19 protein-coding genes are annotated in these 24,112 nt (G+C 68.8%); 15 read left to right on the forward strand and 4 right to left on the reverse strand.

Annotation, left to right across the window (positions count from 1 at the left end; genetic code table 11):
* Positions 1–52 precede the first annotated feature (52 nt).
* Positions 53–652, forward strand: coding sequence for an MspA family porin (locus tag AB0M22_RS41025; RefSeq protein ID WP_364738460.1), 600 nt, complete (start codon positions 53–55; stop codon positions 650–652).
* 66 nt (positions 653–718) lie between these two features.
* On the opposite strand, the gene AB0M22_RS41030 is transcribed toward AB0M22_RS41025, so the two are convergent.
* The 3 genes from AB0M22_RS41030 to AB0M22_RS41040 all read right to left on the reverse strand — a co-directional run bounded on the left by AB0M22_RS41030 (position 719) and on the right by AB0M22_RS41040 (position 3,762).
* Positions 719–1,558 (reverse strand): glycosyltransferase, encoded by an 840-nt coding sequence (locus AB0M22_RS41030; protein ID WP_364738462.1) that lies wholly within the window; start codon positions 1,556–1,558, stop codon positions 719–721.
* Between the two features lie 3 nt (positions 1,559–1,561).
* Complete coding sequence (locus tag AB0M22_RS41035) at positions 1,562–2,941, reverse strand: polysaccharide pyruvyl transferase family protein (RefSeq protein ID WP_364738464.1); 1,380 nt, start codon at positions 2,939–2,941, stop codon at positions 1,562–1,564.
* Between the two features lie 125 nt (positions 2,942–3,066).
* A complete protein-coding gene (locus tag AB0M22_RS41040; protein WP_364738466.1) occupies positions 3,067–3,762 on the reverse strand; it encodes a TetR/AcrR family transcriptional regulator in 696 nt (231 codons plus the stop codon).
* Between the two features lie 101 nt (positions 3,763–3,863).
* Between AB0M22_RS41040 and AB0M22_RS41045 the strand changes: the two genes are divergently transcribed.
* The 12 genes from AB0M22_RS41045 (at position 3,864) to AB0M22_RS41100 (ending at position 19,360) form a co-directional block, all read left to right on the forward strand.
* On the forward strand, positions 3,864–5,669 hold the full coding sequence (locus AB0M22_RS41045) for an FAD-dependent oxidoreductase (RefSeq protein ID WP_364738468.1): 1,806 nt from the start codon (positions 3,864–3,866) through the stop codon (positions 5,667–5,669).
* A gap of 144 nt (positions 5,670–5,813) precedes the next feature.
* Complete coding sequence (locus AB0M22_RS41050; protein WP_364738563.1) at positions 5,814–6,887, forward strand: glycosyltransferase family 4 protein; 1,074 nt, start codon at positions 5,814–5,816, stop codon at positions 6,885–6,887.
* Positions 6,884–8,065 carry a glycosyltransferase family 4 protein gene (locus tag AB0M22_RS41055; RefSeq protein ID WP_364738470.1) on the forward strand — a complete coding sequence of 394 codons (1,182 nt, stop codon included), beginning with the start codon at positions 6,884–6,886 and terminating at the stop codon, positions 8,063–8,065. The genes AB0M22_RS41050 and AB0M22_RS41055 overlap by 4 nt, the downstream gene beginning before the upstream one ends.
* Positions 8,066–8,138: 73 nt before the next feature.
* Positions 8,139–9,422: an oligosaccharide flippase family protein gene (locus AB0M22_RS41060; protein ID WP_364738565.1), complete on the forward strand. Its 1,284-nt coding sequence runs from the start codon at positions 8,139–8,141 to the stop codon at positions 9,420–9,422.
* Positions 9,419–10,423, forward strand: coding sequence for a glycosyltransferase (locus AB0M22_RS41065; RefSeq protein WP_364738472.1), 1,005 nt, complete (start codon positions 9,419–9,421; stop codon positions 10,421–10,423). The genes AB0M22_RS41060 and AB0M22_RS41065 overlap by 4 nt, the downstream gene beginning before the upstream one ends.
* Before the next feature lie 9 nt (positions 10,424–10,432).
* A complete protein-coding gene (locus AB0M22_RS41070; RefSeq protein ID WP_364738474.1) occupies positions 10,433–11,833 on the forward strand; it encodes a hypothetical protein in 1,401 nt (466 codons plus the stop codon).
* Positions 11,824–13,104 (forward strand): protein tyrosine kinase, encoded by a 1,281-nt coding sequence (locus AB0M22_RS41075; protein WP_364738476.1) that lies wholly within the window; start codon positions 11,824–11,826, stop codon positions 13,102–13,104. The genes AB0M22_RS41070 and AB0M22_RS41075 overlap by 10 nt, the downstream gene beginning before the upstream one ends.
* A 44-nt stretch (positions 13,105–13,148) precedes the next feature.
* The gene (locus AB0M22_RS41080; RefSeq protein WP_364738567.1) at positions 13,149–14,486 is read left to right on the forward strand and encodes a glycosyl hydrolase family 28-related protein; all 1,338 of its coding nucleotides are present in this window, start codon (positions 13,149–13,151) and stop codon (positions 14,484–14,486) included.
* Between the two features lie 6 nt (positions 14,487–14,492).
* Positions 14,493–15,872, forward strand: coding sequence for a GNAT family protein (locus AB0M22_RS41085; protein ID WP_364738477.1), 1,380 nt, complete (start codon positions 14,493–14,495; stop codon positions 15,870–15,872).
* 162 nt (positions 15,873–16,034) lie between these two features.
* Entirely contained in the window at positions 16,035–17,402 is a 1,368-nt protein-coding gene (locus tag AB0M22_RS41090) for a glutamate-1-semialdehyde 2,1-aminomutase (protein WP_364738479.1), read from the forward strand.
* The gene (locus AB0M22_RS41095) at positions 17,399–18,508 is read left to right on the forward strand and encodes a glycosyltransferase (RefSeq protein WP_364738480.1); all 1,110 of its coding nucleotides are present in this window, start codon (positions 17,399–17,401) and stop codon (positions 18,506–18,508) included. The genes AB0M22_RS41090 and AB0M22_RS41095 overlap by 4 nt, the downstream gene beginning before the upstream one ends.
* Before the next feature lie 87 nt (positions 18,509–18,595).
* Positions 18,596–19,360, forward strand: a complete 765-nt coding sequence (locus tag AB0M22_RS41100; RefSeq protein WP_364738482.1) for an SDR family oxidoreductase — start codon at positions 18,596–18,598, stop codon at positions 19,358–19,360.
* Between the two features lie 50 nt (positions 19,361–19,410).
* Here the strand turns inward: AB0M22_RS41100 and AB0M22_RS41105 are convergent, their stop codons facing one another.
* Positions 19,411–19,920: a hypothetical protein gene (locus tag AB0M22_RS41105; protein WP_364738484.1), complete on the reverse strand. Its 510-nt coding sequence runs from the start codon at positions 19,918–19,920 to the stop codon at positions 19,411–19,413.
* Between the two features lie 95 nt (positions 19,921–20,015).
* Between AB0M22_RS41105 and AB0M22_RS41110 the strand changes: the two genes are divergently transcribed.
* On the forward strand, positions 20,016–21,719 hold the full coding sequence (locus tag AB0M22_RS41110) for a bifunctional metallophosphatase/5'-nucleotidase (RefSeq protein ID WP_364738486.1): 1,704 nt from the start codon (positions 20,016–20,018) through the stop codon (positions 21,717–21,719).
* A gap of 314 nt (positions 21,720–22,033) precedes the next feature.
* Positions 22,034–24,046: an SDR family oxidoreductase gene (locus tag AB0M22_RS41115; RefSeq protein ID WP_364738488.1), complete on the forward strand. Its 2,013-nt coding sequence runs from the start codon at positions 22,034–22,036 to the stop codon at positions 24,044–24,046.
* Positions 24,047–24,112: the final 66 nt, after the last annotated feature.

Genomic DNA, 24,112 nt, shown 5'->3' on the forward strand with positions numbered 1-24,112 from the left:
AGGGGACAACCTGATGAGGGAATTACCGCAGCAATGCGGCCGAAGCGTCCGTATGTTCGCGATCGCCACGGTGTTGGCGTCCGGACTGGCGTTCGGGACCGGCACCGCGGGAGCGGTCGTCGACAGCAGTAGCCAGATCGTCGATCAGAAGGATCGTTCGATCGAGGCGATCCAATCCGACACGCGGATCGATTTCGTGCCGCCGTTGGATGGAAATCCGTTCACCCGTGAGTGGTTCCACACGGGCGAGGCGTCGTTCAAGGTCACCGGCCCGAGCGCCGACGACTGGCGTGGGCACATCACCGTCGGCTACCAGGTCGGCTATCCGGCGACGCTGAGCGGGCGGTTGAAGTTCGGTTACTCGACCCCGGATCTCGGCGTCGATCTCGGCGGGGACAGCGGCGCGCTGCTCAAGCTGAACGGGCTGATTCCGCGCGCGGGCATCGAGCTCGAGGTGGGCCTCGGCCCGGGCATCCAGACGGTCGAATTCGCGGGCGGCGACGTCTCCGGCACCAGCGGCTTCATCCGGATCGGCGGCTTCCACGGCACCGTGACGGGTGTGGTCGGGCAGACCACGATTCGGCCGTTCGTGAAGGTGGTCAGCGGTAGCGGCGACACCGTGTACACCTACGGGCGGCTCTGGACCATCTGAGCACCGTCGAATACGACGAAGCCGCCCCGGGTTGGTCCGGGGCGGCTTCGTCGGGTCAGACGTAGGTCAGACCAGCAGGTCCGGCCGCTTGCGTACGGTCGCCACCGTGCGCACGCGCAAGCGGTACAACGCCGCTCGCGCCAACCGGGTGTCTCCCGCCAGCACGTCGCCGCGACTGACCAGATGCGGGTAGTCGCCGGCGATGCGGTGATGGAACCGGTACATATCGGTCAGCTTACTCACCGTCGAGGTCCGGCTGCACAGGTTGAACGACGAATTGCGCCACGCGGCAAGGATTTCCGACATCCCGAAGAACACCCCGAAGGACGAGACCCGGGCGAACAGATCGACGTCCATCGGGAACACCAGGTCGCCGCGCAACCCGCCGACCTGGTCGAAGTGCTTGCGATAGAACATCGCCGCCGCGGTCGGCCCGAAATCGGCCGGACCGCGCCGCACGATGACCCGGGCCAGCGCCCGCGCGCTCTGCCTGCCGAGCAGCCCGGCCAGGCCGAGCCCGGTCTCGAGCAGCGCGCCGTCCTCGTCGATCACTTCGAATCGACTCGACGAGATGGCGATCGACGGGTCGCCGACCATCACCTCCAGCTGCGCCGCCAAGGCGCCGGGGCGCAGCACGTCGTCGGCGCAGACCACCTTGATCAGGTCACCGGTGGACGCGCCGATCACCTTGTTCCAGTTGTCCCCGATGGGTAGCACGGTCTCGTTGCGCAGCACCCGGATTCGCGAGTCGTCCACCGCGTGCGCGATCTCGCCGGTCTCGTCGGTGCTGGCGTTGTCCAGCACGACGAGTTCGAAATCGACGTCCTGGTCCAGCACCGAGCGCAGCGTCGTGGCCAGCGTGCGGCCCGAGTTATAGGCCGGTACGCAGACCGACAGTCGTGTCATGGCTTATCCCCCTCGATGATGACCCGGTCGCACCGGGCCGCTTTCCACCAGGCGGAAGACCCGTTCGAGCCCGGCCCGGCTGGCTTCGATCTGTGCTACAGCCTTCTGCTGCAACGCATCCCGCACGGACGGAGCCTCGGCCCAGGACTCGCGCACGGCCTCGGTGAGCGTCTGCTCCAGCGCGGGATCGTTGAGGTGCACGACCCGCAGTCCGGCGCCGAACATCTGTGAGAGCCCGTGGAACTTGTCGTCGTAGTACTCCGAGGCGGTGATGCCGATCGCCGGAATCCCTTGGGAGAGCGCGAAAACCGCGAGGTGGTAGGCGCTGGTGACCAGCACCCGGCAGCCCGCGACCTGCCGGGCGACATCCTGCGGGGTGCCACCTCGGCCGACCGCGGGTCGCGCGGCGGCCGCGCCCGCCAGCAGCGGCAGCGTGGAAAGCCGATCCTCCGAGGCGTATTCGGAGATGATCAGCGGCACCACACCGGCGTCGAGTTGCCCCGCGCAGGTGCGCACCACCCGGCCCAGCGTCGCCTGCGCGGTGGCGCTGACCCGCGAGTAGTCCGCCACCCGTAGGCACAGCCCGAGGTCCGCGCCGATCTTGGCCTTCCGCAGGCGGTAGGCGAATTCGACCGCGTCGTCACCGGTGACCAGCACCCGCTCCGGCGCGACACCGAACTGCGAGAGCAGCTCCGGCCCGCGTCGTCCCTCGCGCAACGCGAGGAAGTCCACGTCCGGCAGCACCTCGGCCGCGCGCCGCACCAGCGCCGGGTCACGCAGCGGTCCGAGGCCCTGACCGACCAGTGCGGTCGGAATGCCCCGTGAGCGCGCGTGTTCGAGCAGGTTCAACGTGCGGTGCGCCTGATAGCGGTCGACGTCGGTCATGTACCCGCCGCCGAGCGCCAGCACGAGCGACGCCTGTTCGACCGCGGCCGGGATCTCGACCGGGAATTCGGTTTCTTCCGGCGTCGCGACGTGTTCGGTGATGCCGGGACCGTTGGCCCGGCGCCGGGCCGCGGAGCGCAGCGCCCGCAGCCGGTCCTTCGGCCCGTCCGTCGCCGCGCGCCAGCGCAGTGCCGCCGGACCGACCAATCGTGTTCCGGCCGTGCGGGATAGGCGTCCGGACCAGCCGTCGCCACCCCAGCTCCAGTCGGGTCCGCAGAGCGGCTCCGCCTCGGGTAGCAGCGCCTGCAAGATGCCCGGCTGGTGCGTGAGCACCCCGATGCGCGCTCGCGGCCAGCGTGCGCGCAGCCGTTCGACCGTCACGGCCATCATCGCGATATCGCCGCGGTTGCGCAGCCAATATTCGCCGTTCTCGACGAGCACCCGGATATCACCCTCGGTGACATCGGCGCGCTCGGCCTCGGAACCTACGGTCCCCACTGTCCATACCCTCCCGCCGGCCCCCCGCGGGTCGGTCCGTGCCGAGCACGAACTCGTTGTGAAATCTACCCCACGCTATGCATCGCGGCTACCGCTCGCGGAGTTACCCGCCAGCTCCGAGCAACTTACTCCGTTGCGCGCGAACGTACTTCGTGCCGACCGGATTGTTTGGTAATCCGGCCGGCGTAGAGCGCGCTGAGCGAAGCACCGGCGAATGCCGTGCAATAGTCCACGAGTTCGGCCATCGAGACGGCCAGCCGACCGCCCTGTTTTTCCACCAGGACGCGTTCGAGCATGCCGACGACGGACAGCGCGTAGATGTCGACCAGTTCGCTCGGCGGCGGCGTTTCGGGCCGCGCGTCGGTCGCGGTCGCGGCGACCAGTTGCGCGAATCGCCACAGCGCCTCGCGCATGCGGTGTTCGGCGCCGGCCCCGGTGGGTTCGACGAAGACGATCCGGAGTTGGCGCGGATCCTCGGCCAGCGCGGTCAGATACGTGCCGATACCCGCCCGCAGCTTGCGGGTTCCCTCGGCCGGTTCGGCGTCCACGGCGACGGCCACCGCCGCGAACAGCTCGTCGATAACGCGGTCGAACACGGCGGCGAACAGTTCCTTGGTGCCGCCGAACGATTCGTAGAAGTACCGGTCGGTCAGTCCCGCGGCGCGGCACAGATCCTTCACCCCGGTCGCCGAGTAGCCCTGGGTACCGAACAGCTCCAGCCCGGCATCCAGCAGCTTGTTCCGCCGCGCCGCCACCCGATCCGCCGCGCCGACCCCGCCGTACGGCCGCACCGGTCGCCGCTGTTTGGCGTCGCCGCTCATCAGCGCTCCCTACTCGTCATCCCGGCATTGTCTCCCATCTCGACCGAGCATCTGCTAAATATGACTATCAGGATAGTCAGAAATGCGAACGGGGTCGTGCAGTGACAGCTCAATATCGAGACAGCGCGGTCAGCAGGCGAGCGGTCCTGCGTGGAGCGGCGGGTCTGGCCGGGGCGGCCGGTTTGGCGGCGACCGCCGGCCCGGCGGCGGCACAGGGGACGCGCAGGCGAAACGGCCCGGGCCGCAACACGGTCGCGATACTGGGCGCGGGGATCGGCGGACTCACCGCGGCCCACGAACTCGCCGAGCGCGGCTTCGAGGTGACCGTCTTCGACCGCAAGGAACTCGGTGGTAAGTCCCGCACCATCCCCCTGCCCGGCACCGGTAGCGACGGCCGTGCCCCACTGCCCGGCGAGCACGGCGCGCGCGGTTTCACCTCGTTCTATCACCACGTGCACGACACCATGCAGCGCATCCCGCTGCCGGGCACCCGGAACACGGTGCACGACAACCTGATTCCGTTCTCGGTCAACGACCCGCGCTACCCACGTGCCAACAACCTCCCCGACGGCTTCCCGCTGATGTTCGGGTTCTACTTCGATCCGCGGCAGGCGCTCACCCCGGAAGGCTTGCAGCGCATCCTGATCGAGGGCTTCCTGAAGAACAACCTCATCCCGCTGCCCGAGGCGATCCACATGGCCGGCCGGGTCGTCACCTATCTGACCTCCAGCGAGGACCGCCGCTTCGGTCAGTGGGAGCACGTCAGCTGGTGGGACTTCGTCGGCGCGGCCAGCCGCTCGCCGCAGTTCCAAGCTCTCGCCGCAACGGGTTTGACCCGCGCCCTGGTCGCGGCGAAAGAGTACGTCGCCAGCACCAGGACGATGGGCAACATGATGGAGGGCTTCTTCCTGGCCCTGCTGCAAGAGCTTACCGGCGGGCCCAAGGTGTACGAGGTGCTCAACGGCCCGACCAACGAGGCCTGGCTCGACCCGTGGCTCACCTTGCTGCGCGGTATGGGCGTGCAGTTCCGGCCTGGACACGCGCTGGACGGCTTCGAGATCGTGGGCGATCAGATCGGCGGCGCGCGAATTCGCCAGCCGGACGGCTCAACTCAGCTCCACCAAGCCGACTGGTATGTCTGTGCCGTGCCGACGGATCGCGCCCGGCAGCTCTGGACACCCGAAATCCGCGGCCTGGACCCGGCTCTCGCGCGGATGGACGAACTCACCGTCGACTGGATGAGCGGCCTGCAAATGTTCGTCACCGAAAAGCTGGAACTCGGAGCGGGATACAACATCTACCTCGACGCGCCCTGGCGTCTGACCTCCTACTCCCAGCGCGCCTTCTGGGACGTCGACTACGCCGCGAAATACGGCGACGGCACCATCCACGACGGCCTCACCATCGACATCTCCGACTGGGACACCCCCGGCATCCTGTTCGGCAAGACCGCGAAGAACTGCACCCACGACGAGATCTACCAGGAGACCTGGGCCCAGTTGGCCGCCGCGCTCAACGACGACGGCAAGGTCCAGCTGAAGGACGGCATCGTCCGGGACTGGCTGCTCGACCCGGGCATCACCTGGCAGAACGGTCGCAACCAGAGCGATGAACCGTTGCTGATCAACACGATCGGCTCCTGGGCGGCCCGGCCCGAGGCGCACACCAAGATCCCCAACCTGTTCCTCGCCGCGGACTACGTGCGCACCAACTTCGACCTGGCCACCATGGAGGGCGCCAACGAGGCGGGCCGCACCGCGGTCAACGCGCTGCTCGACGCCGCGGGCTCCCCCGCCGCGCGGGTCCGGATGTTCACCCGCGAGTCGATTCCCGCGTTCGAACCGCTGCGCCAGCTGGACGCCGCGCGCTTCCGCGCTGGGCAGCCGAATCTGTTCGATCTGGGGTGACCCGTCGGTAGCTCGCCGACTGCCCGACCAGAAGGGCCACAGTCCCCTAGACTTTTGCGGGAGAGGCGAGTTCACCGATAGCGACTCGTCCGCCATCACCGCCAGTAGGGGGCATGGGTGACGGAACGTACCGAGATCGTCCGGGTGCACATGACGGGTTCCGAGTGGTTCGCGTCCGCGCCGGGCGGGCTCAATCGGTACTTCACCGAGCTGTTCCACGCGCTCACCAGACAACCGGCGGCCGAGGTGTCCGCGGCCGCGTTCGGCGCGGACTCCCCCGCGGCTCCCGGAGCCCAATCATGGGGCAGCACAGGCGGTTCCACGCTGCGGCGGGCGCGCACCGCGTTCCTCGATCGCGCCGAACTACACCCTGACACCGTGCTCGATCGGCACTTCTGCCTCTACGGTCCGGCCGCCATCGCCCGGCGCGGACGGCTGCCGCTGGTCGTCCATTTCCACGGGCCGTGGGCCGCCGAGAGCCGGCTCACCGGCCAGAGTGAAACGGCGGTGCGCGCGAAGTATCTGCTCGAGCGGGTCCGTTATTCGGGCGCGGACCGATTCGTGGTGCTGTCCAACCACTTTCGCGACGTACTACATACCGACTACCGGGTTTCCCCGGACCGCATCGCGGTCATCCCGCCCGGCGTCGATCTCGGCCGATTCCACGCCTCGCCCATCCCGGCGGCGGAAACCCGGACGGTGCTGTGTGTTCGCCGGCTCGAACGCCGGATGGGCATCGACAATCTGCTCCGCGCCTGGCCCGCGGTGCTCGCCGAACACCCGGCGGCGCGCCTGGTGATCGTCGGCACCGGCACCGCGGAAGCCGAATTACGTTCCGCCGCAATACCCCTCGGTGCTACCGTCAGCTTCGCCGGCCACATCGCCGATCAGCGCCTCACCGAACTCTACGAACAGGCGGAACTGACCGTCGTGCCGACCACCGCCCTCGAAGGATTCGGACTGATCGCCCTCGAATCGCTCGCCGCGGGCCGCGCGCCCATCGTCACCGACTGTGGCGGACTGCCGGATTCGGTGCGCGGGCTCGACCCCTCGCTCATCGTGCCCGCCGGCGACGTCGACGCACTCGGCGCGCGCATCGTCTCCGCGCTGCACGGCACCGTGCCGAGCCCCGCGCAATGCCGGGCGCACGCGGAGACCTTCTCCTGGGATGTCACAGCCGAACGGCATCTCGCGATGTACCGGGCAATCAGGCAATGAGTACCGCCCTGTTCCTCGCGCACACCGCGGCGCCGTCCGGCGCCGAACTGGCCACACTGCGGCTGGTGTCGGCCCTGCGCGAGCAGGGGCGGCTGGAGGTCGCCATGGTCTACACCGAAGACGGCCCGATGGTCGAGCGGACGCGCGCCCGCGGCGTCGAAACCCGCGTGGTGCGGGGGCAATTCGACAGCCGCGCGATGACCATCGGCTCCGGACCGCTGCGCCTGGTCGCCGGGTTCGTCGCACTGCTGCGGCTGGGCTGGTCGCTCGGCGGCACCGCCACGGAACTCGGCGCGGATGTGCTGGTCGCGGAGAGCAGCAAGGCGCTCGTGATGGGCGCGGTCGCCGCCCGCCGGGCCCGGATTCCGCTGGTCTGGCAGGTGCACGACCGGATCGCCGCCGACTACTTCGGACGGCTGCCCACCCTCGTGCTGCGTCTGCTCGGCCGCCTGTTCAGCCGCGGCTACCTCGCCAACAGCCGAACGACCTTGGCTACCTTGCCGATCGGCCGCAGGCCCGCGATCGTCGCCTATCCGGGCGTCGAACTCGGCACCGAGACCGCGCGTCCCGACCAACGTCCGCCCGCCGACACCGTCGTCGCCGTGGTCGGCCGGTTGTCCCCGTGGAAGGGCCAGGACGTCTTGCTCCGCGCCCTCGCGGCCACGAAAATCCGCCCGCACCAAGTATTTCTGATCGGCGGCACGTTCTTCGACGAAGAGCCCTACCGCGCCGAACTCGAGCGGCTGGCCCGCGCGCTGGCGCTGCCGGTAATCTTCACCGGCCACGTCGACGACCCCGCCGAATACCTGCGCGACACCGACATTCTCGTGCACAGCTCGGTGCTGCCCGAGCCGTTCGGGCAGGTCGTGGTCGAGGGCATGCACGCGGGCTGCGCCGTGATCGCCTCCGGCCCAGGCGGTCCCGCCGAGATCGTCGAACCCGGCGTGCACGGGCTGCTGGTCACCGGCGGCGACGAACACGAACTCACCACCGCACTCGACACCCTCATCGGCGACCCGGCCCTGCGCAGCAGGCTGGCCACGGCGGCCCGCCTGCGCGCCAAGGACTTCGACATCACCGAAACGGCGCGCACGGTCGCCGCCTTCCTCGACGACATCGCACGACGCAACGACGCTGCGGGCACACCACATTCATCGGAGAGAGCCCCGCATGGCTGAACACCCAGCCCCGAAGGTCCCGGACCAGCCGTCGCCGCCCACCGGCACGCATCGCCGAACTCCGCAGCACCGCATGGGCTTTCTCGGCATCATCCGCGATATCGGCTACGTCAGCTTCGGTAAATACGGACAGTATGTCGTCACGATAGTGACCGTGCCGCTGACCGCTCGGGTGCTCGGCACGCACGGCCTCGGCCTGCTGGCGATCGGCATGTCCGCCTACTTCATCGGCTCGCTGCTCGTCGATCTCGGCATCACCTCGTATCTGGCCGCTCGCGTGCACGACGCCAGCCTCGGCGGAGACCGCCTCCAGCACATCAACCAGTTGCGCGGCGACTACCTGGCCATCCGCGCGAGCTCCCTCGGCATCCTCGGGGCCGCGCTGCTGCTCAGCTACGCGCTTGGCGCGCCCATCCATCTGGAGATGATCCTGCTCGGCCTGTTCGCGGGTGGTTTCTGGTCGGCCTCCGAGGACTGGCTGCTGATCGGCCAGGGCCGCTTCGGCGCCTCCACCGCCTACCAGGGCGTCGGCCGGATCGGCTATCTGGTGCTGCTGGTCGCGGTGCTGCCGCGGATGCCCAACGCCCAGGTCGCGGTGCTGTGCCTGCTGGTGTCGTCCATTCCCACCGTGGTGCTGACCTGGTGGGATTCGCTGCGCACCTTCGGTCCGCCGACCCGGCCACGCGGCGTGCGGACCGTGTTACGTACCGGCGCACCGGTTTTCATCTCCCGACTATTGGTGACGACCTACGGACAAGGTGCGGCGGCGGTCTACTCCGCGGTGCTCGACGCGGTATCGCTCGGTCTGTACTCCGCCGGCGATCGCCTGGTCCGGGCCATCCAATCCACCCTGGACCCCATCGGTTTCGCGCTACTACCGCGGATGGCGCGCAAGAGCGCCGACGACAACTTCTGGCGACACGCCTTGCAGGCGCTGCTCGCCTGTATCTGCACCGCGACGGTGGCGGCCGCCGCGGTCTGGCTGACCGCGCCCTTGCTGATCCACCTGGTATTCGGCGAGGACTTCGCCGCCGCGATCGGACTGCTGCGGGTGGAGATCTTCGTACTGCCCGCGACCGCGATCACCTCGTTCGTCACCACCGCCGTGCTGCCCGTGCGGCAGGACACCACCGGCGTGCTGATCGGGGCCGTGCTCGGCACCTGCGTCGCCGCCGTGGCGCTGGGCATCGCGTTCCGCACCCACTCGGTGTGGACGCTGGTCTATGGCACCGTGGTCGTCGAATTCACCGTCGCCGCTTGGTATCTGCTGCGAATCCGCACGTTGATTGGCCGCGAGCGAGTAACACCGCCCCCTGATCCCGCGATTGTGCTGATGCGGGAGGAGGGCGGGACATGAGAATTCTCTACCTGGGAGATGACTGGGTCGGCAGCAACGCCCACTCGCTCGCCGACGGCTTCCGGCAGGCCGGGCACGACGTGGTCGCCATCGACACCACCCGAGTCACCCTGCCGGCCAGGCTGTCTGCGCCCTGGGTCTATTCGAAGCTCGCGCGACGCCGCGCGCCGTGGAACGTCAACGGCCTGCACGCCGAGATCGAGCAGGCGGCCGCGGCGTTCCGGCCGGATCTGGTGTTCGCGTTCAAGGGCATTCACCTCGATCAGCGCCGGCTCCTCGACCTGCCCGCCGCCCTGCACGTGCACTACAGCCCCGACGATGTCGCCAATCCCGCGAACACGAGCGCGGAATACCTTGCGCACGAAGCGGAATGGGACCATATCGTCACCACCAAGCGGCACAACGTGGCCGAGCTGCGCGACCGCGGCGCGCGCGCCGTCACCTTCGTGCGCAGCGCCTACGACCCCGCCTGGCATCACCCGACCGCACGCCGCGGAACCCGCCAGTTCCTGGTCGGTTTCATCGGCGTGTGCCGCCCGGACCGCCGAGCCGACCTGGTCGCCCTCGCCCGCACCCACGGCTCGCGCATGCTCGTGCGCGGACCGGGATGGCGGCGCGTACCCGAATTGCGTTCCACCGGAGCCGAAGTCGGCGGCGCGGTCTACGGCGAGCGCTACTCCGAGGTCGTGGCCGGCGTTACCGCCAACCTGGTGCTGCTCAACTCCGACAACCGCGACACCCACACCTGCCGCACCTTCGAGGTGCCCGCCGCCGGCGGCCTGTTCGTCGGCGAACGCACCGACGAGCACGCAGAGCTGTTGCAGGACACCAGTGAATGCTTCCTCTTCGCCACCGCCGACGAGCTGTTCGGCATCCTCGACTGGTGCGCGGCCCATCCCGACAAGGCGGCCGCCGTGGCCGAAGCCGGATACCAACGGATCCTCGCGGGCAACCACCGTTATGTCGACCGGGCGCGGGAGATCATCCATGCGATCAGTTGAGCCCCCGTTATGACGGCGACCACCGAGGTGCTGCTGATCGCCCTCGCGCTCGCCACCATCGCGGTGGCGGCCACCAGGATTCCCGGCGTCGCCCGGGTGTTCTTGATCGCGCAGGCGGCGTTCTGGTCGCTGTCGTATGTCGCGCGGCCGGTGGTGCTGCTGTGGGTGCAGCCGGAGCCGCACTTCGGTGACAATGTCCCGGACCCGCGCCTGGCTCAGCTGGGCTACGACCGCGGCATCGCGCTGGTGCTGCAACACGTCGTCTTCGGCCTGTGGGTCTACGCGGGATTCGTTGTCGCCTATGCTCTTTGGGCCCGGCGGCATCCGCCCGTCAAACTGCCGTCGCTGACCGGCGACCCGGACTTCGTGCCGACCCTCGCCGCGATGTACGGCGTCGGCCTGCTCGGCCGCGGCGCGTCCTACGTCTCCGGCTCCATCGGCAGCGCCGGTGATGTGGAGAGCGCCAATCCGATCCTGGCCTTCGTCGCCATCCTGGCTACCATCGCCGCCCTCGGCCTGATCATCTTCATCCGGCCGGAGAGTACGCAGATGACCTGGCTGATCATCGGCGGGTTGCTGCTCGGCGAGCTGGCCTGGACCGCGATCGTCGAATCGAAGACCCCGATCATCGGCGCGGCGATGGCCATCGCGGTCCGCTTCGCCATCCTCGGCTGGACCAAGCGCAAGGCGGTCTCGGTCGCGGCCATCGCCGTGCTCGGCATCGGCGGGTTCGGCTGGCTGCAATCGCTGAAGCAGACCCAGTACGCGCGGGCCGAGTCCTCGCTCACCGATTCAGGCTATCCGGCGATCGTGCAGCCGTTCCTGAGCATCCTGCGCCGGTTCGACCTGCTCGAGGCCGCCACCGACGCCTACTTCCACCAACCGGGCTTCTGGCTGACCCCCGCCCAGGCGCTACAGCACGCCACCTACAGCCTGATCCCCAGCCAGCTCCTTGGCACGACCAAGTTCCAGTCCGGCACCGAGTGGGCTATGGAGGTGCGCGGCGCGTCGGTCGACATGACCAAGGTGTCGGTGTCGCTGGCCGAGGGCAATCTCAACGAGGGCTTCGTGCTCGGCGGCTATCCGGGCGTGGTCGTCTGCGCCGCGTTCACCTTCCTGCTGCTGCTCGCCTGGGCCAAGGCGCTGTACTCGCGCTTCTTCCCGGTCGTGGTGCTCGGGCTCGCCATGACCGGCGCCTCGGCGCTGTTCGAACGCGGAATCCTCGGCAGCATGGAGAATCTCGGCAAATTCTTGCAGGCCGCCGTGCTGGCCTGGCTCATCTCATTGGTGGTCCGCGAGTACCGGCGGCGCACCCGGATCGAAACAGCTTCTACCGCAAGGCAAGACGCGCCAAGCGCGCAATTCGTCGGGGCATCCACCATCGAAAAGAGAGAATCCCCATGGGATTGATCGACTATTGGCATATCGCGCGCCGGCGCTGGGTCATCATCGTCGCGGTGGTGGTGCTGTGCCTAGGCGCGTCGGCCGGATATCTGAGCACCTTGCCCACCACCTACGTCGCCACCAGCAGCATGTACGTGTCGATGGCGACCGGAACCTCGGTCAACGACTCCTACCAGGGTGGGCTGGCCGCCCAGCAGCGCGTGCGCTCCTACCTGGACCTGGCCACCAGCGCCACCGTCGCCAAGCGGGTCATCGACGACCTCGGGCTGAAGATGTCGGTCGCCGAGGTGCAGAGCAAGATCAAGGCGTTCTCGCCGCCGGCCACCACCAACATCGTCCTCACCGTGCAGGCGTCCTCCGCCGAGGGCGCGCGCGACTTCGCCAACTCGGTGGTCGCCCAATTCCGCAGGCTCGTAGACGAATTGGAGACCATCGAGCGCGACGCCGCACCGGCCGCCCGGATCACCGTGGTCGACCGCGCCGAGGTGCCGTCCGGACCGAGCGGTCCGCAGACGAACCGCATTCTGTTCCTCGGCCTGCTGGCCGGCCTCGCGCTCGGCTGCGCGGGCGCGCTCGTCCGCGACCGCACCGACCGCACGTTGCGCACCTCCAACAGCCTGGAAGCCATTCTGCCGGTGCCGATCCTGGGCATCATCGACGCGGGCCGCCCCGGCGCTCCCGACGAGACGCGCAGGCTACGCACCCGGCTGCTCCGCGAGGGTGAGGCCAGAACCATTCTGCTGACCAGTCTTTCGTCCCGGTCCGAGCCGGACGTGGCGATGACGCTGGCGAAGTCGTTCGCCGACATGGGCAGCAATGTGGTGCTCATCGACGCCGACACCACCGGCAACGGGAGTTCACGGGCCTTGGAGAATACCGGCGTCGGCCTCTCCGCGGTGCTGCGTGGAACCACGCCCGTGCACGAAGCCTTGACCGGATGGGCCGAAACCGGCGTCACCGTACTGCCGCTGGGCGAGGCCGACGGCCAGACCCCGGATCTGCTCGCCTCGGACCGGTTCGCGGCGGTCGTCGCGAAACTGCGCACCGACTATGACCACGTCGTGGTGCAGACCGCACCGATCACCCACGCCGCCGACGCCATCGCACTCGCCCCGCTGTGCGAACAGACCATCGCCGTCGTGCTGCTCGGCAGCACCAGCGCGCCGCAATTGCGTGGCGCCCTGGCCACATTCGGCGACAACAAGCTGACCGGCGCGGTAGCGTACAGCCAGCCGGGCAACCGGTTGCAGCGACTTACCGGGAGGCTGCGGCTTTGAGCAACGAATTGGTTCACCGCAACGAAACGGTTGGCCGGCGAAGCATGCTCGCCGCCGCGCTCGGCGCGGTAGGTGCGGTACCGGCCCTGGCGGCCTGTGGTACCACCGAGTCTCCGGCAGCGCCGAACATCGAATTCCGTTCCCCGCACGTCACCGACGCACCCGCCGCGCGCAATGTGCGTGACTTCGGCGCGATCGGCGACGGCATCGCCGACGACACGGCGGCCATCGCCGCGGCGGCCGCGGTCAAAGACGCGCCGCTGGTGATGTACCTACCCGCGGGTCACTACAACGTGACCGCCTGGCCCGAATTGGGCGACTACGCCACGGTTCTCGGCGACGGTGCCGACGTCACGGTGGTCAACTGCATGACCGACACCACGCTCATCACGCTGCGCAAACGCAGCCGGGTGCGGTTCGCCCGGCTCGGCTTCTACCTGGCCGGGCCGAAGGCCACCGCGGTCCTGCTGTCGGAATGCTTTCGCTGCTCGTTCGATTCGGTGGTGATCCGCGGCAACCACATCGCCGAGAACCATCCGCGCTATCTCCAGCAGCGCGGCGTGGTGCTGGAGGGCAATACCGGCGGCACCGCATTCCTCAACTGCGACATCAACAATTTCGGCATCGGCATCGTCACCTCCTGCATCCAGAACTACGTCACCTCGTCCAAACTCACCAGCAACTGGGTCGGCGTGCTCGGCACCGGCAACGACCACAACGCCGGATTAGCGCTCACCAACGTCGAATTCGTCTCCGACTCCGACCCGAAGACCACCGACAAGCACATCCTCATCGACGGCGCGGCCAACGACTGGTGGCTCACCAACGTGTGGTTCGAGGGCGCCGACATCGCGCTGTCCGTCGGCAAGGCGGGCGGCGGCGGGCCTGCCCAATTCGGCATGATCAACTGCAAGGTCGCCGCGCGCACCGTCGGCCTGGACCTGATCTACTGCCGCCAGCCGTATCTCGCCAACGTCCAGTTCGACAAGGACCTGGAGAAGCCGCCGGTCGAGCTGCGGATCGATCCGAACGGCTGCCCCGAGGGCACCGCGGTGAACCTGATCTCCACGGCGGCAGACGATCTCAACCCGTCGATCTTCCCACCGCACTGGCACGTGCTCGGCCGGACCAGCATGCACGCGCCCACTTTCACCGGAACCATGGTCGGCAAGGCCGGGCGCGGCGACACCGACGTTTTCCAGACCCAATCGGCCGACGGTGCACTACGGTCGGCGGTACTGTCCAGCGGGACTTGGCTTTCCGAGCAGACCGAGGGCGGGATCGTACTCAAAGACGCGTCAGGGACATATTGGCGGCTGTCCGTCTCCACCGAGGGCGTGCTCAAGACGATGTCACTGGGCAAAATCCGACCTCGCGAGTAGGCGCCGATGTCGACCAGTCCGAAATCGTTGGCGCGCATCCGTCTCGGCCCGGTGTCGCTGCACGGCAACACCGTCGTGCTGCGGCCACCGCGGATCGCGGACTACCCACACTGGCGGCGGATCCGGCTACGGGACCGGCGCTATATCGAGCCGTTCTGGTACAGCTCCACGCTGGACTGGTCGGCGCGACATTGCGGAACCCATTGGGTGCGTGAGTGTTTGACCAGCCGGTCGGAGGCCGACTCGGGCCGCAGGCTGGCCACGGTGATCGAGGTCGACGGCCGGTTCGCGGGACAGGTCGAACTCGGCTCGATCGACACCGCCACCGGGGCGGCGGAACTCGGCATCTGGGTGGACGCCGAGGTCGCCCGGCACGGGATCGGCGGCATGGCGGCCGCGCTGCTGATGGACTACGGGCTCGAGCAGATCGGCCTGGAACGGATCACCGCGCCGATCTCGCCGGAGAACGTCGCCGCCGCGCACGGCGCCGCCGAACTCGGCTTCCAACGGGAAGCCTTGATGGGCCGCTACTTCGACGTGGGCGGTGCCCGGCGCGACCACGAGCTGTGGGCGGTCACCAGGGCAGACGTCCCGGCCGGCGGGTTCGCGCGGTCCTGGCTGGACCGCTATGACCGGCATGCCCCGCAGCCGCCTGCCGCGCAGGCGGAGACACCCGACGCGTTCCCCAGGACCGCCGTGGTCGCCGCCTCCGCGCGCTTCTACGCGGGCCGCGTCCTGCATCTGCTCGATCCGTTGCGCGCCGCCCGCCCGGTCCGGCTCACCGAGGACGGCGGCGCGCAGATCGTCGTCCGCAGCCGGCGACTCTCCGACTGGAGCCGATGGCGCGGCGCGCGGTTGCGCGGCCGGGCCACGCTGGATCCATATCCGGTGGCGGCCGACGACACGTGGGCGCAGCAGCACAGCCGAATGCGCTGGTTGCGCCAATTCGTCTATGCCCGTCCGGGTTTGCGTTCGGCGAGCGGACTGGTACTGGCAATCGAGGTCGACGGCGCGTATGCCGGCGAGGCCCGGCTGTTCGACCTCGACATGTTCGACCGCAACGCGCGCATGTTCGTCTGGACCGAACCGGGGCATCCCGACGACATCCAGACCGCGGCCACCCGGCTGCTGCTCGAGCACGCCTTCGGGCCGCTCGGGCTGTGCCGGGTCGCCGCGGCGGTCGAGCCCGCGGACACCCGCGCCGCCGACATCGCCGCTCGGGTCGGCATGACCAAGGAGGGCCGCATGCGCTGCTACGTCGGCGCGACCGGCCGCCGGGGTGACCACGACCTGTGGGCGATCACGTCCTGTCCGGTCGCCGAACCGGACATCGAGTCCTCGGCGCCGTCCGCGCAACGGACACCGGGTTCCACCGAGCATCAGTGACCACGCGCACAGCTGTATACCAAACGACCGACAGGCAACGCGGTTGCGCGGACAAGCCGATCGGGCCGACGTACAGTTGTGCGCAGAACCCGGTGCGCGCAGGGAGGATTCGCGCAGGCGGTCTTTCCTGCGTGCGCGACCCGACCCTCCAGGAGCCAGACCATGGAGTCTATTTCCCGTGAACCGGCGGACCCCCGCCGCTTCACCCGCAGCAACAAGCTCCAGGCCCGGCTGCACGACCTGGTTCCGGGCGGCGCGCACACCTACGCCAGGGGCGCGGACCAGTATCCCGAGTTCATGGCGCCGATCCTGGTGCGCGGCAGCGGTTGTCAGGTCTGGGACGCGGACGGCAACCGCTACATCGAGTACGGCATGGGCCTGCGTTCGGTCACCCTCGGGCACGGCTGCCAACCCGTGCTCGACGCCGTGCACCGCGCCATCGCCGACGGCATCAGCTTCAGCCGCCCGACCGAGCTGGAACTGCTTGCCGCACAGGACTTCCTCACCTTGGTGCCCGGCGCCGACATGGTGAAGTTCGCCAAGAACGGCTCCGACGCCACCACCGCCGCGGTCCGGCTGGCCCGCGCCGCGACCGGCCGGACCGCCATCGCCGTGTGCGATCAGCCGTTCTTCTCGGTGGACGACTGGTTCATCGGCACCACCGCGATGGACAGCGGCATCCCCACCGAAATCACCTCGGGCACTGTGCGATTCCGGTACAACGACCTGCCCTCGCTGGCCGCCGTACTCGAATCGGGAACGGTCGCCGCCGTCGTCCTGGAGGCCGCCACCGCGCTCTCCGAACCCGAACCAGGCTTCCTGGAGGGTGTTCGAGAACTGTGCGACCGCTACGGATCACTACTCATCTTCGACGAGATGATCACCGGCTTCCGCTGGTCCGCGGGCGGCGCGCAGGCGGTGTACGGGGTGCGCCCCGACCTGTCCTGCTGGGGCAAGGCGATGGGCAATGGCTTTCCGCTGTCCGCGCTCGCGGGGAAACGCGAGTTCATGGAACTCGGTGGGCTGCGCACCGATCAGGATCGGGTGTTCCTGCTGTCCACCACGCACGGCCCGGAATCGGGTTCCCTGGCCGCTTTCCGCGCGGTCGTGCACGAGTATCGGACCGGTGATCCGATCGGCCGAATGGAGCACGCGGGGCGGCGTCTCGCGGACGGGGTCAACGCGGTGGCCGCCGATCTCGGCATCGCCGACTACTTACAGGTGCTCGGCCGTCCGTCCTGCCTGGTCTTCGTCACCCGCGATCCGAACGGGCAACCGTCGCAAGCGTTCCGGACGTTGTTTCTCCAGGAGCTGCTGCATCGCGGTGTGCTCGGCCAGTCCTTCGTCACCTCGGCCGCGCACACCGACGCCGACATCGACGAGACCATCGCGGCTTGCCGTGAGGCGGCGGCGGTGTACCGCAAGGCGATCGAGCAGGGCAGTGTCGACGGTCTTCTGGCAGGCCGACCTGTCGCTCCCGCCATCCGGCGCCGGGCCGAGCCGCGCCAGATCGCCACGGAGCGCGCATGACCCAGCCGCGCATCGCCATCGTGCACGAGCGGTTCACCGAGTTCGGCGGCTCCGAGGCGGTGGTCGGCGAGTTGGCCGAAACCTGGCCCAGCACCGAGGTTTTCGCACCGATCGTCGATCCGGCGGGCATTCGGCCGCCGCTGACCACGGTGCACGACACCTGGCTCAGTCGCGCCTATGCCGCCTCCGGTCGCCGCTCCCATGCTCCGCTGCTGCCGTTCGTCCCTCGCGCGCTGCGCCGTCTGCCCCTCGGGGATCGCTTCGACGCCGTCGTCGTCAGCCACCACGCCTTCGCCAGCCAGGCGGCCTTCGCCACCGACGCACCGGTCATCGCCTACGTGCACAGCCCGGCACGATGGGCCTGGGACAAGGACTTCCGCGCGCAGGAGGCCGGAGGCCGTGCCGGTCAACTCGCCCTCGCCGCGCTGGGCAGCCTGGCCCGCCGCGGTGAATTGCGCGCCGCCCCAAGGCTTTCCCACGTGGTCGCCAACTCGCGTGCCGTCGCCGCCCGGGTCAACGACTGGTGGGGACTGCCCTCGACGGTCACCTATCCCCCGGTCCAGATCGACCGCTTCACACCCGAGCTGACGATCCCCCGGGACGACTTCTTTCTCTTCGCCGGTCGCCTCGTCCCGTACAAGCGCCCGGATCTGGCCATCCTCGCCGCACAGCGAGCGGGCTGCCGACTCGTCATCCTCGGCGACGGCCGCTTCCGCGCGCAGCTCGAAACGCTCGCGGGTTCGGAAACGACCTTTCTCGGCGCGACCTCGCACGAGGTGCTGCTCGACACCTACCGCCGCTCGCGCGCCCTGTTGATGCCCGGCGTCGAGGACTTCGGCATCGTCCCGGTCGAGGCAATGGCCTGCGGCACACCGATTCTCGCCGTCGATCAAGGCGGCGCGCTGGACACGGTGGACCCCGGCGTCACCGGCGAACACATCCCGCACGGCTCCGACGAGGCGGTCATCGATCACCTCGCGAAAGCGATGCGCGACTTCGACCCCGCCCGCTACACGCCGTCGACCATCCGGGCGCACGCCGAGTCGTTCTCCCCCGCCGCCTTCCGCTCGCAGATGGCCGACACGGTTTCGCAGTACCTGCGCTGACCGAGCACCGAGCGCGGGAATAGCCCGAGTCGCCCGATGGTTGCGGCCGATGGCCGAATAACCACCGTGTGCGAGGGAGACAGCAATATGCCGCAGGTCAGCGCCACCGACGGGTCCGACGCAGCACGCGATGCCGGAGATCTGCGCGGCCGCGCGGTCGTGCTGATCGGCGGCGGCTCCGGCATCGGGCTGCGAGTCGCGCGGCGCGTGATCGCCGCCGGCGGCCGAGTCGTGCTGGGCGGGCGCACCGCCTCGCGCTTGGCCGCGGCCGCCGAGGAACTAGGCGATGCGGCCGCCTGGCAGACCGTGGACACCGGCGACATCGATTCCCTCGCCGCCTTCTTCGACGGCATCGAACGCGTCGACCACCTCTTCACCACGGCGGCGTCCTACCAGGTCGGACCGATGCGCGAGCTGAGCCCGGCCGACGCCGCGTCACCGTTCGAATCGAAGTTCTGGGGCCAGTACCACGCGGTCCGACTGGCCGCGCCGAAGCTGGCCGACGACGGGTCGGTGGTCCTGATGTCGGGCGCCGCGTCGGCCCGTCCGGCCGGACTCGCGCCCGCCTACGTCGCCTGCAATGCCGCCATCGAGGGACTCGGCCGCGGCCTCGCGGTCGAACTCGCGCCGGTCCGGGTCAATGTCATATCACCGGGCACGGTCGACGGGCACCTGTGGTCGAACCGCTCGAACGACGTCCGCGAGGCCGCCTTCGACCAGTATCGCCGCGAGTCGCTGCTCGGCCGCCCCGCGACCGAGGACGAGATCGCGCACTCCGTCGTCTACCTGTTCACCAATACCTTCACCACCGGCTCCACCCTCTACCCCGACGGCGGCTACACCCTCCGTTGAGCCGCACCGGGCGAAACGCGGTGCGGCCCAACGCCGGCCGTGAACCAGGTTCAGGCCGAGCAGGTGGGAGCGGGCGGCTTCGGCGCGTTCCAGTCGTTCGCGGCGACCCAACCGAAGACCGCCAGCCTGCGGTCGATGAAGCGTTGCAGCCCTTCGGTGGTGCCGCAGTCCGGCGCCAGATTTCCCGGCTTGTAGTACTTGGTGATCAGCTCTTTCAGTTTCCCGTTATAGGCGTCCGGTTGGCCACACGTCGCCTTCCGGGTGTCCTGGATGAACGCGGGATTCTGGAAGAGTTCGGCGCGAGTTTCGCTGTGTACCGGTTTCTCGAAGATGGCCGGCGACAACTCCAGCCATTCACCGACCTCCTGATACCAGCGGTCGTCGTGCTCCTTGCCGTCGCAAATCTGGTGCGAGACCTCCGGCGCGACGCCGAACAGCGAATCATCGGCCTGAGCCGGGGATCCGGGCAGCGTCGCCGTGGCGGCCAGCGCGCACGTCACCACCCAGGTTTTGTGTGAGAATTTCAAAGAACGAGCCCTCCATGTGGTCGTGAACTTCACATGCCTGTCCCTTTGACTAGGCAGTATGTCACTCACCTGCCGAGAGACCGGGTTTCCCGCTGACAGCGGCGGGCCGTGCGTGGGACAGTCTGTGCATGAACGCGCGCCGCCGCCTTGCCGCTGTTGTTGCCGGAATCGTCAGCGTCGCCTTGGTCGCGGGCTGCGGCACCGCGAACGACAAGGGCAGCGGTCCGACGACCTCGACCGTGCCGGGCGTCATCCCGCTCATCTCGACGAACGATCTGCGCGAGGCTGAGCCTGACGAGGTGCACCTGTTCGGGCTCAACGATCTACACGGCAACCTGGAACCGCCGGCCGGCTCGACCGGCAAGGTGTCCGGCTACGACGCGGGCGGCGCGGCCTACCTGGCGACGCATCTGGCCCGGCTGAAGGCGGCCTACCCGGCGAGCGCGATCGTCGCGTCGGGCGACGATATCGGGGCCAGCCCGCTGGTGTCCGGGCTCTTCCACGACGAGCCGACCATCACGTTCATGAACAACATCGGGGTCGCCGCGTCCTCGGTCGGCAATCACGAATTCGACCACGGCGTACTGGAATTGGCGCGTCTCCAGCAGGGCGGTTGTGCGCCGGACGGGTGTTCGCCGGGCGAACCGTTCACCGGGGCCGAATTCCCGTACCTGGCCGCGAACGTCACCGACGCCGAGGGCAAGCTGCCGCCGTCGCTGAAGCCGTGGACCATCGTGCAGGCCGGCAGCCACAAGATCGGCCTCGTCGGCACGGTCACCCCCGACACCGTGAATCTTGTTTTCCCCGAGGGCATTCGGGGATTCACGTTCGGCGACGAGGCGGCGGCGATCAACCACTACGTCCCGGAGATGAAGGCGGCGGGCGCCGAGACGGTCGTCGCGCTGATGCACGACGGCGGCACCCAGCGCGTCGCCGGTGGCGCGCAGGTCGACTACAACGGCTGCGCCGACATCACCCCGAACGTCACCGATCTCGCCAAGCGCATCGACCCCGCCGTTACGGCGCTCTTCACCGCACACAGCCACCAGTCCTACGTGTGCACCATCGACGGCAAGTCGGTCACCCAGGCGGCCTCCTACGGGCGGCTGATCACCGACCTGACGCTGAGCTTCACCCCCGACGGCGTGCGGGCCTCGGCGGTCAACCGGGTGGTGACCCGCGACGTCACGCCCGACCCGTCGGCCACCGCCCTGGTGAACTTCTACACCGAGCAGGCCCGCCCGCGCACCGCCCGGGTGGTCGGCGCGGCCGCCGCGACGCTGCCGCACGATCCGGACGCCACCGGCGTCTCACCGCTCGGCAATGTCATTGCGGACTCGATGCTCTCGGCCACCGCCGGACCCGTGCCCGCGGTCGCGGCGTTCATGAACCCGGGCGGCGTCCGCGCCGACATCAAGGCGGGGCCGGTCACCTACGGCGACATCTACACGGTCCAGCCGTTCGGCAATCAGGTCGTCACCCTCACCCTGACCGGCCAGCAAGTCCTGCGCCTGCTCGAACAGCAATGGGACAACACCAGCAAGCCCGCAACGCTCTCCCCGGCGGGCATCACCTACGCCTATTCGAACTCAGGACCCAAGGGCGCCAAGGTGATTGGTGACAGCGTCCGCATCGCGGGCCAGCCGCTGAACCCCGCCGCCACCTACCGCATCACCACCAACAGCTTCCTCGCGTCCGGCGGTGACGGCTTCACCGTCTTCACCGAGGGCACCGACAAGGTCCCCGGCCCCACCGATCTCGACGCCTTCGAGGCCCTGTTCCGGGACAAGTCGCCGGTCCAGCTGCCGCCCGCACGGGTGGAGCAGCGGTAACTGTCCGGTAGCCCAACTTAATTGGACGATTGACCAGTACGGCGATATCTGGAAATTGTTGTAACACTTACCCTTTGACCTGCGCCGATGGGTGACCAGTCCCACAACGTGATCCAGCCCGGAACGCTTGCCGGAGTTGATCTGGACCCATTACTGTTTTGCATAAGTCAGGACGAAGGGGTTCCTACTTTCGGCCCGATCGCTGTTACCGCGTCAGGTCTGCGTCTCGCGGCCGAACCTTATCTCCGCATTCACCGTTGCATGCCGGATGACTTGTGCGACAACACGGTTCGAATGAACAGCAGGAGAGGGCGATGGCTACTTACATCGTGACGGGCGGTACCGGATTCTTGGGCCGGCGGGTCGTTCAGGAGCTCCTGGACCGGGAGCCCGACGCCGTCATTCATGTCCTGGTGCGCGAAGAGTCGTTGCAGAAATTCGCCGACCTGGCCACCGGATGGGACGGCGGCGAGCGGGTGTTCTCGCTGGTCGGCGACCTCACCGCGGACGGGCTCGGCCTGACCAGGGAGGCGCCGCAGGCCGACCACGTGATCCACCTCGGCGCGGTCTACGACATGACCGCCGACGAGGAGACCGCGCACGCGGCCAACGTCGCGGGCACCCGGTCGGTGCTCGACCTGGCCCGCTCGATCGGCGCTGTGCTGCACCATGTTTCGTCGGTCGCGGTGGCCGGCGACCACAAGGGCAAGTTCTTCGAGGAGGACTTCGACCTCGGCCAGCAGCTCACCTCGCCGTACCACCGGACCAAGTTCGCGGCGGAAAAGCTGGTCCGGGAATCGCACGGGGTGCGGTGGCGGGTGTACCGGCCCGCGATCGTGGTCGGCGACTCGCGCACCGGCGAGATGGACAAGATCGACGGCCCGTACTACTTCTTCTCCGCGATCGCCAAGCTCGCCGCGCTGCCGGCCGACCTGCCGATGCCGCTGCCCGACCTCGGCGCGACCAACATCGTGCCGGTCGACTATGTGGCCGCCGCGATGGCCGCGCTGGTGCGCAGGCCCGGCCTGGACGGGCGCACCTTCCATCTGGTGAACCCGGAGCCGCAGCCGTTCAGCGACGTGTACGGGGCGCTCGCCACAGCCGCGGGCGCGCCCGCCGGAATCGGCGTCGTGCCGCTCAGCGCGCGGGCCCTCAGCGGACTGTCGCACCTGCCCGGCGTGCCCGCTGTGCGCGATTTCCTGTTGGAGCAGTTGGGCATTCCGGCCGCCGTCGCGCCGCACACCTCGTTCGCGGCGGAGTTCATCTCCGACTCGACCCGGGCGCAGCTGCGCGGGACCGGCCTGTCCGTGCCGTCGTTCGACAGCTACGCCGGGCAGCTGTGGCAGTACTGGCGCGAGCACCTCGACGCGCATCGTGGGCAGCCCGCGATCTCCAGCGAACCGCTCAACGGGCGGATCGTGCTGATCACCGGTGCGTCGTCGGGCATCGGCCTGGCCACCGCGCACGCAGTCGCCCGGCGCGGCGCGACCGTGCTGATGGTGGCCCGCGGCAAGGACGATCTGGCCGACGCGGCCGATTCGGTGCGTGCGGAAGGCGGTGTGGCATATGACTATCCGTGCGACATCACCGACGCGGACGGGGTCGAGACCCTGGTGCAGACCATCCTCACCGAGCACGGCCACGTCGACTACCTGGTGAACAACGCGGGCCGATCGATTCGCCGCTCGGTGCTGAACTCCACCGACCGCATGCACGATTTCGAGCGGACCATGGCGGTCAACTACTTCGGCGCGGTCCGGCTGATCCTGGCGCTGCTGCCCTCGATGCGCGCCCGGCGCTTCGGCCACGTCGTCAACATCTCCTCGATCGCGGTGCAGACCAAGGTGCCCCGGTTCGCCGCCTATGTGGCGAGCAAGTCGGCGCTGGACAACTTCAGCGAGATCGCCGCGGTCGAAAACCGGGACGTGGGCATCACTTTCACCTCGGTGCGGATGCCGCTGGTGCGCACCCCGATGATCGCGCCGACCGATCTCTACAAGTCGCTGCCGGTGCCGGACCCGGATCAGGCGGCCACCATCGTGGTGCGCGCGCTCGAAGACCGCCCGCACCGGATCGACACTCCGGTCGGCACTTTCGCCCAGGCCGTCGATCTGCTGATGCCCTCGGTGAAGCGGTCGATCCTGCATCAGGGTTTCCGCCTGTTCGGGGAATCCACTGCGGCACAGGGCAAGAAGCCGTCGAAGAAGCCCGCGGGCGACTCGGGCCGCAGCCCGCTGACCGTGCTGGCCCCGGTTCTGATGCCGTTCATGTCCATGCCCGCTCCGGCCGCGCGGGTGGCTCGGGTGGTGCCCGGCTTGCAGTGGTAGTCACGTCGTGAACACCGGCGCGCGGATTGTCACTCGACGACCCGCGCGCCGTTTTTCGCAAATTGC

Origin of the sequence: Nocardia sp. NPDC051756, from assembly GCF_040681495.1 — a bacterium.
Lineage (GTDB): Bacteria > Actinomycetota > Actinomycetes > Mycobacteriales > Mycobacteriaceae > Nocardia.

Coding starts and splice junctions, on each gene's coding strand:
- AB0M22_RS41025 (WP_364738460.1), top strand. CDS start 53: ATGTTCGCGATCGCCACGGTGTTGGCGTCCGGACTGGCGTTCGGGACC.
- AB0M22_RS41030 (WP_364738462.1), bottom strand. CDS start 1,558: ATGACACGACTGTCGGTCTGCGTACCGGCCTATAACTCGGGCCGCACG.
- AB0M22_RS41040 (WP_364738466.1), bottom strand. CDS start 3,762: ATGAGCGGCGACGCCAAACAGCGGCGACCGGTGCGGCCGTACGGCGGG.
- AB0M22_RS41055 (WP_364738470.1), top strand. CDS start 6,884: ATGAGTACCGCCCTGTTCCTCGCGCACACCGCGGCGCCGTCCGGCGCC.
- AB0M22_RS41060 (WP_364738565.1), top strand. CDS start 8,139: ATGGGCTTTCTCGGCATCATCCGCGATATCGGCTACGTCAGCTTCGGT.
- AB0M22_RS41065 (WP_364738472.1), top strand. CDS start 9,419: ATGAGAATTCTCTACCTGGGAGATGACTGGGTCGGCAGCAACGCCCAC.
- AB0M22_RS41070 (WP_364738474.1), top strand. CDS start 10,433: ATGACGGCGACCACCGAGGTGCTGCTGATCGCCCTCGCGCTCGCCACC.
- AB0M22_RS41075 (WP_364738476.1), top strand. CDS start 11,824: ATGGGATTGATCGACTATTGGCATATCGCGCGCCGGCGCTGGGTCATC.
- AB0M22_RS41080 (WP_364738567.1), top strand. CDS start 13,149: ATGCTCGCCGCCGCGCTCGGCGCGGTAGGTGCGGTACCGGCCCTGGCG.
- AB0M22_RS41085 (WP_364738477.1), top strand. CDS start 14,493: ATGTCGACCAGTCCGAAATCGTTGGCGCGCATCCGTCTCGGCCCGGTG.
- AB0M22_RS41090 (WP_364738479.1), top strand. CDS start 16,035: ATGGAGTCTATTTCCCGTGAACCGGCGGACCCCCGCCGCTTCACCCGC.
- AB0M22_RS41095 (WP_364738480.1), top strand. CDS start 17,399: ATGACCCAGCCGCGCATCGCCATCGTGCACGAGCGGTTCACCGAGTTC.
- AB0M22_RS41100 (WP_364738482.1), top strand. CDS start 18,596: ATGCCGCAGGTCAGCGCCACCGACGGGTCCGACGCAGCACGCGATGCC.
- AB0M22_RS41110 (WP_364738486.1), top strand. CDS start 20,016: ATGAACGCGCGCCGCCGCCTTGCCGCTGTTGTTGCCGGAATCGTCAGC.
- AB0M22_RS41115 (WP_364738488.1), top strand. CDS start 22,034: ATGGCTACTTACATCGTGACGGGCGGTACCGGATTCTTGGGCCGGCGG.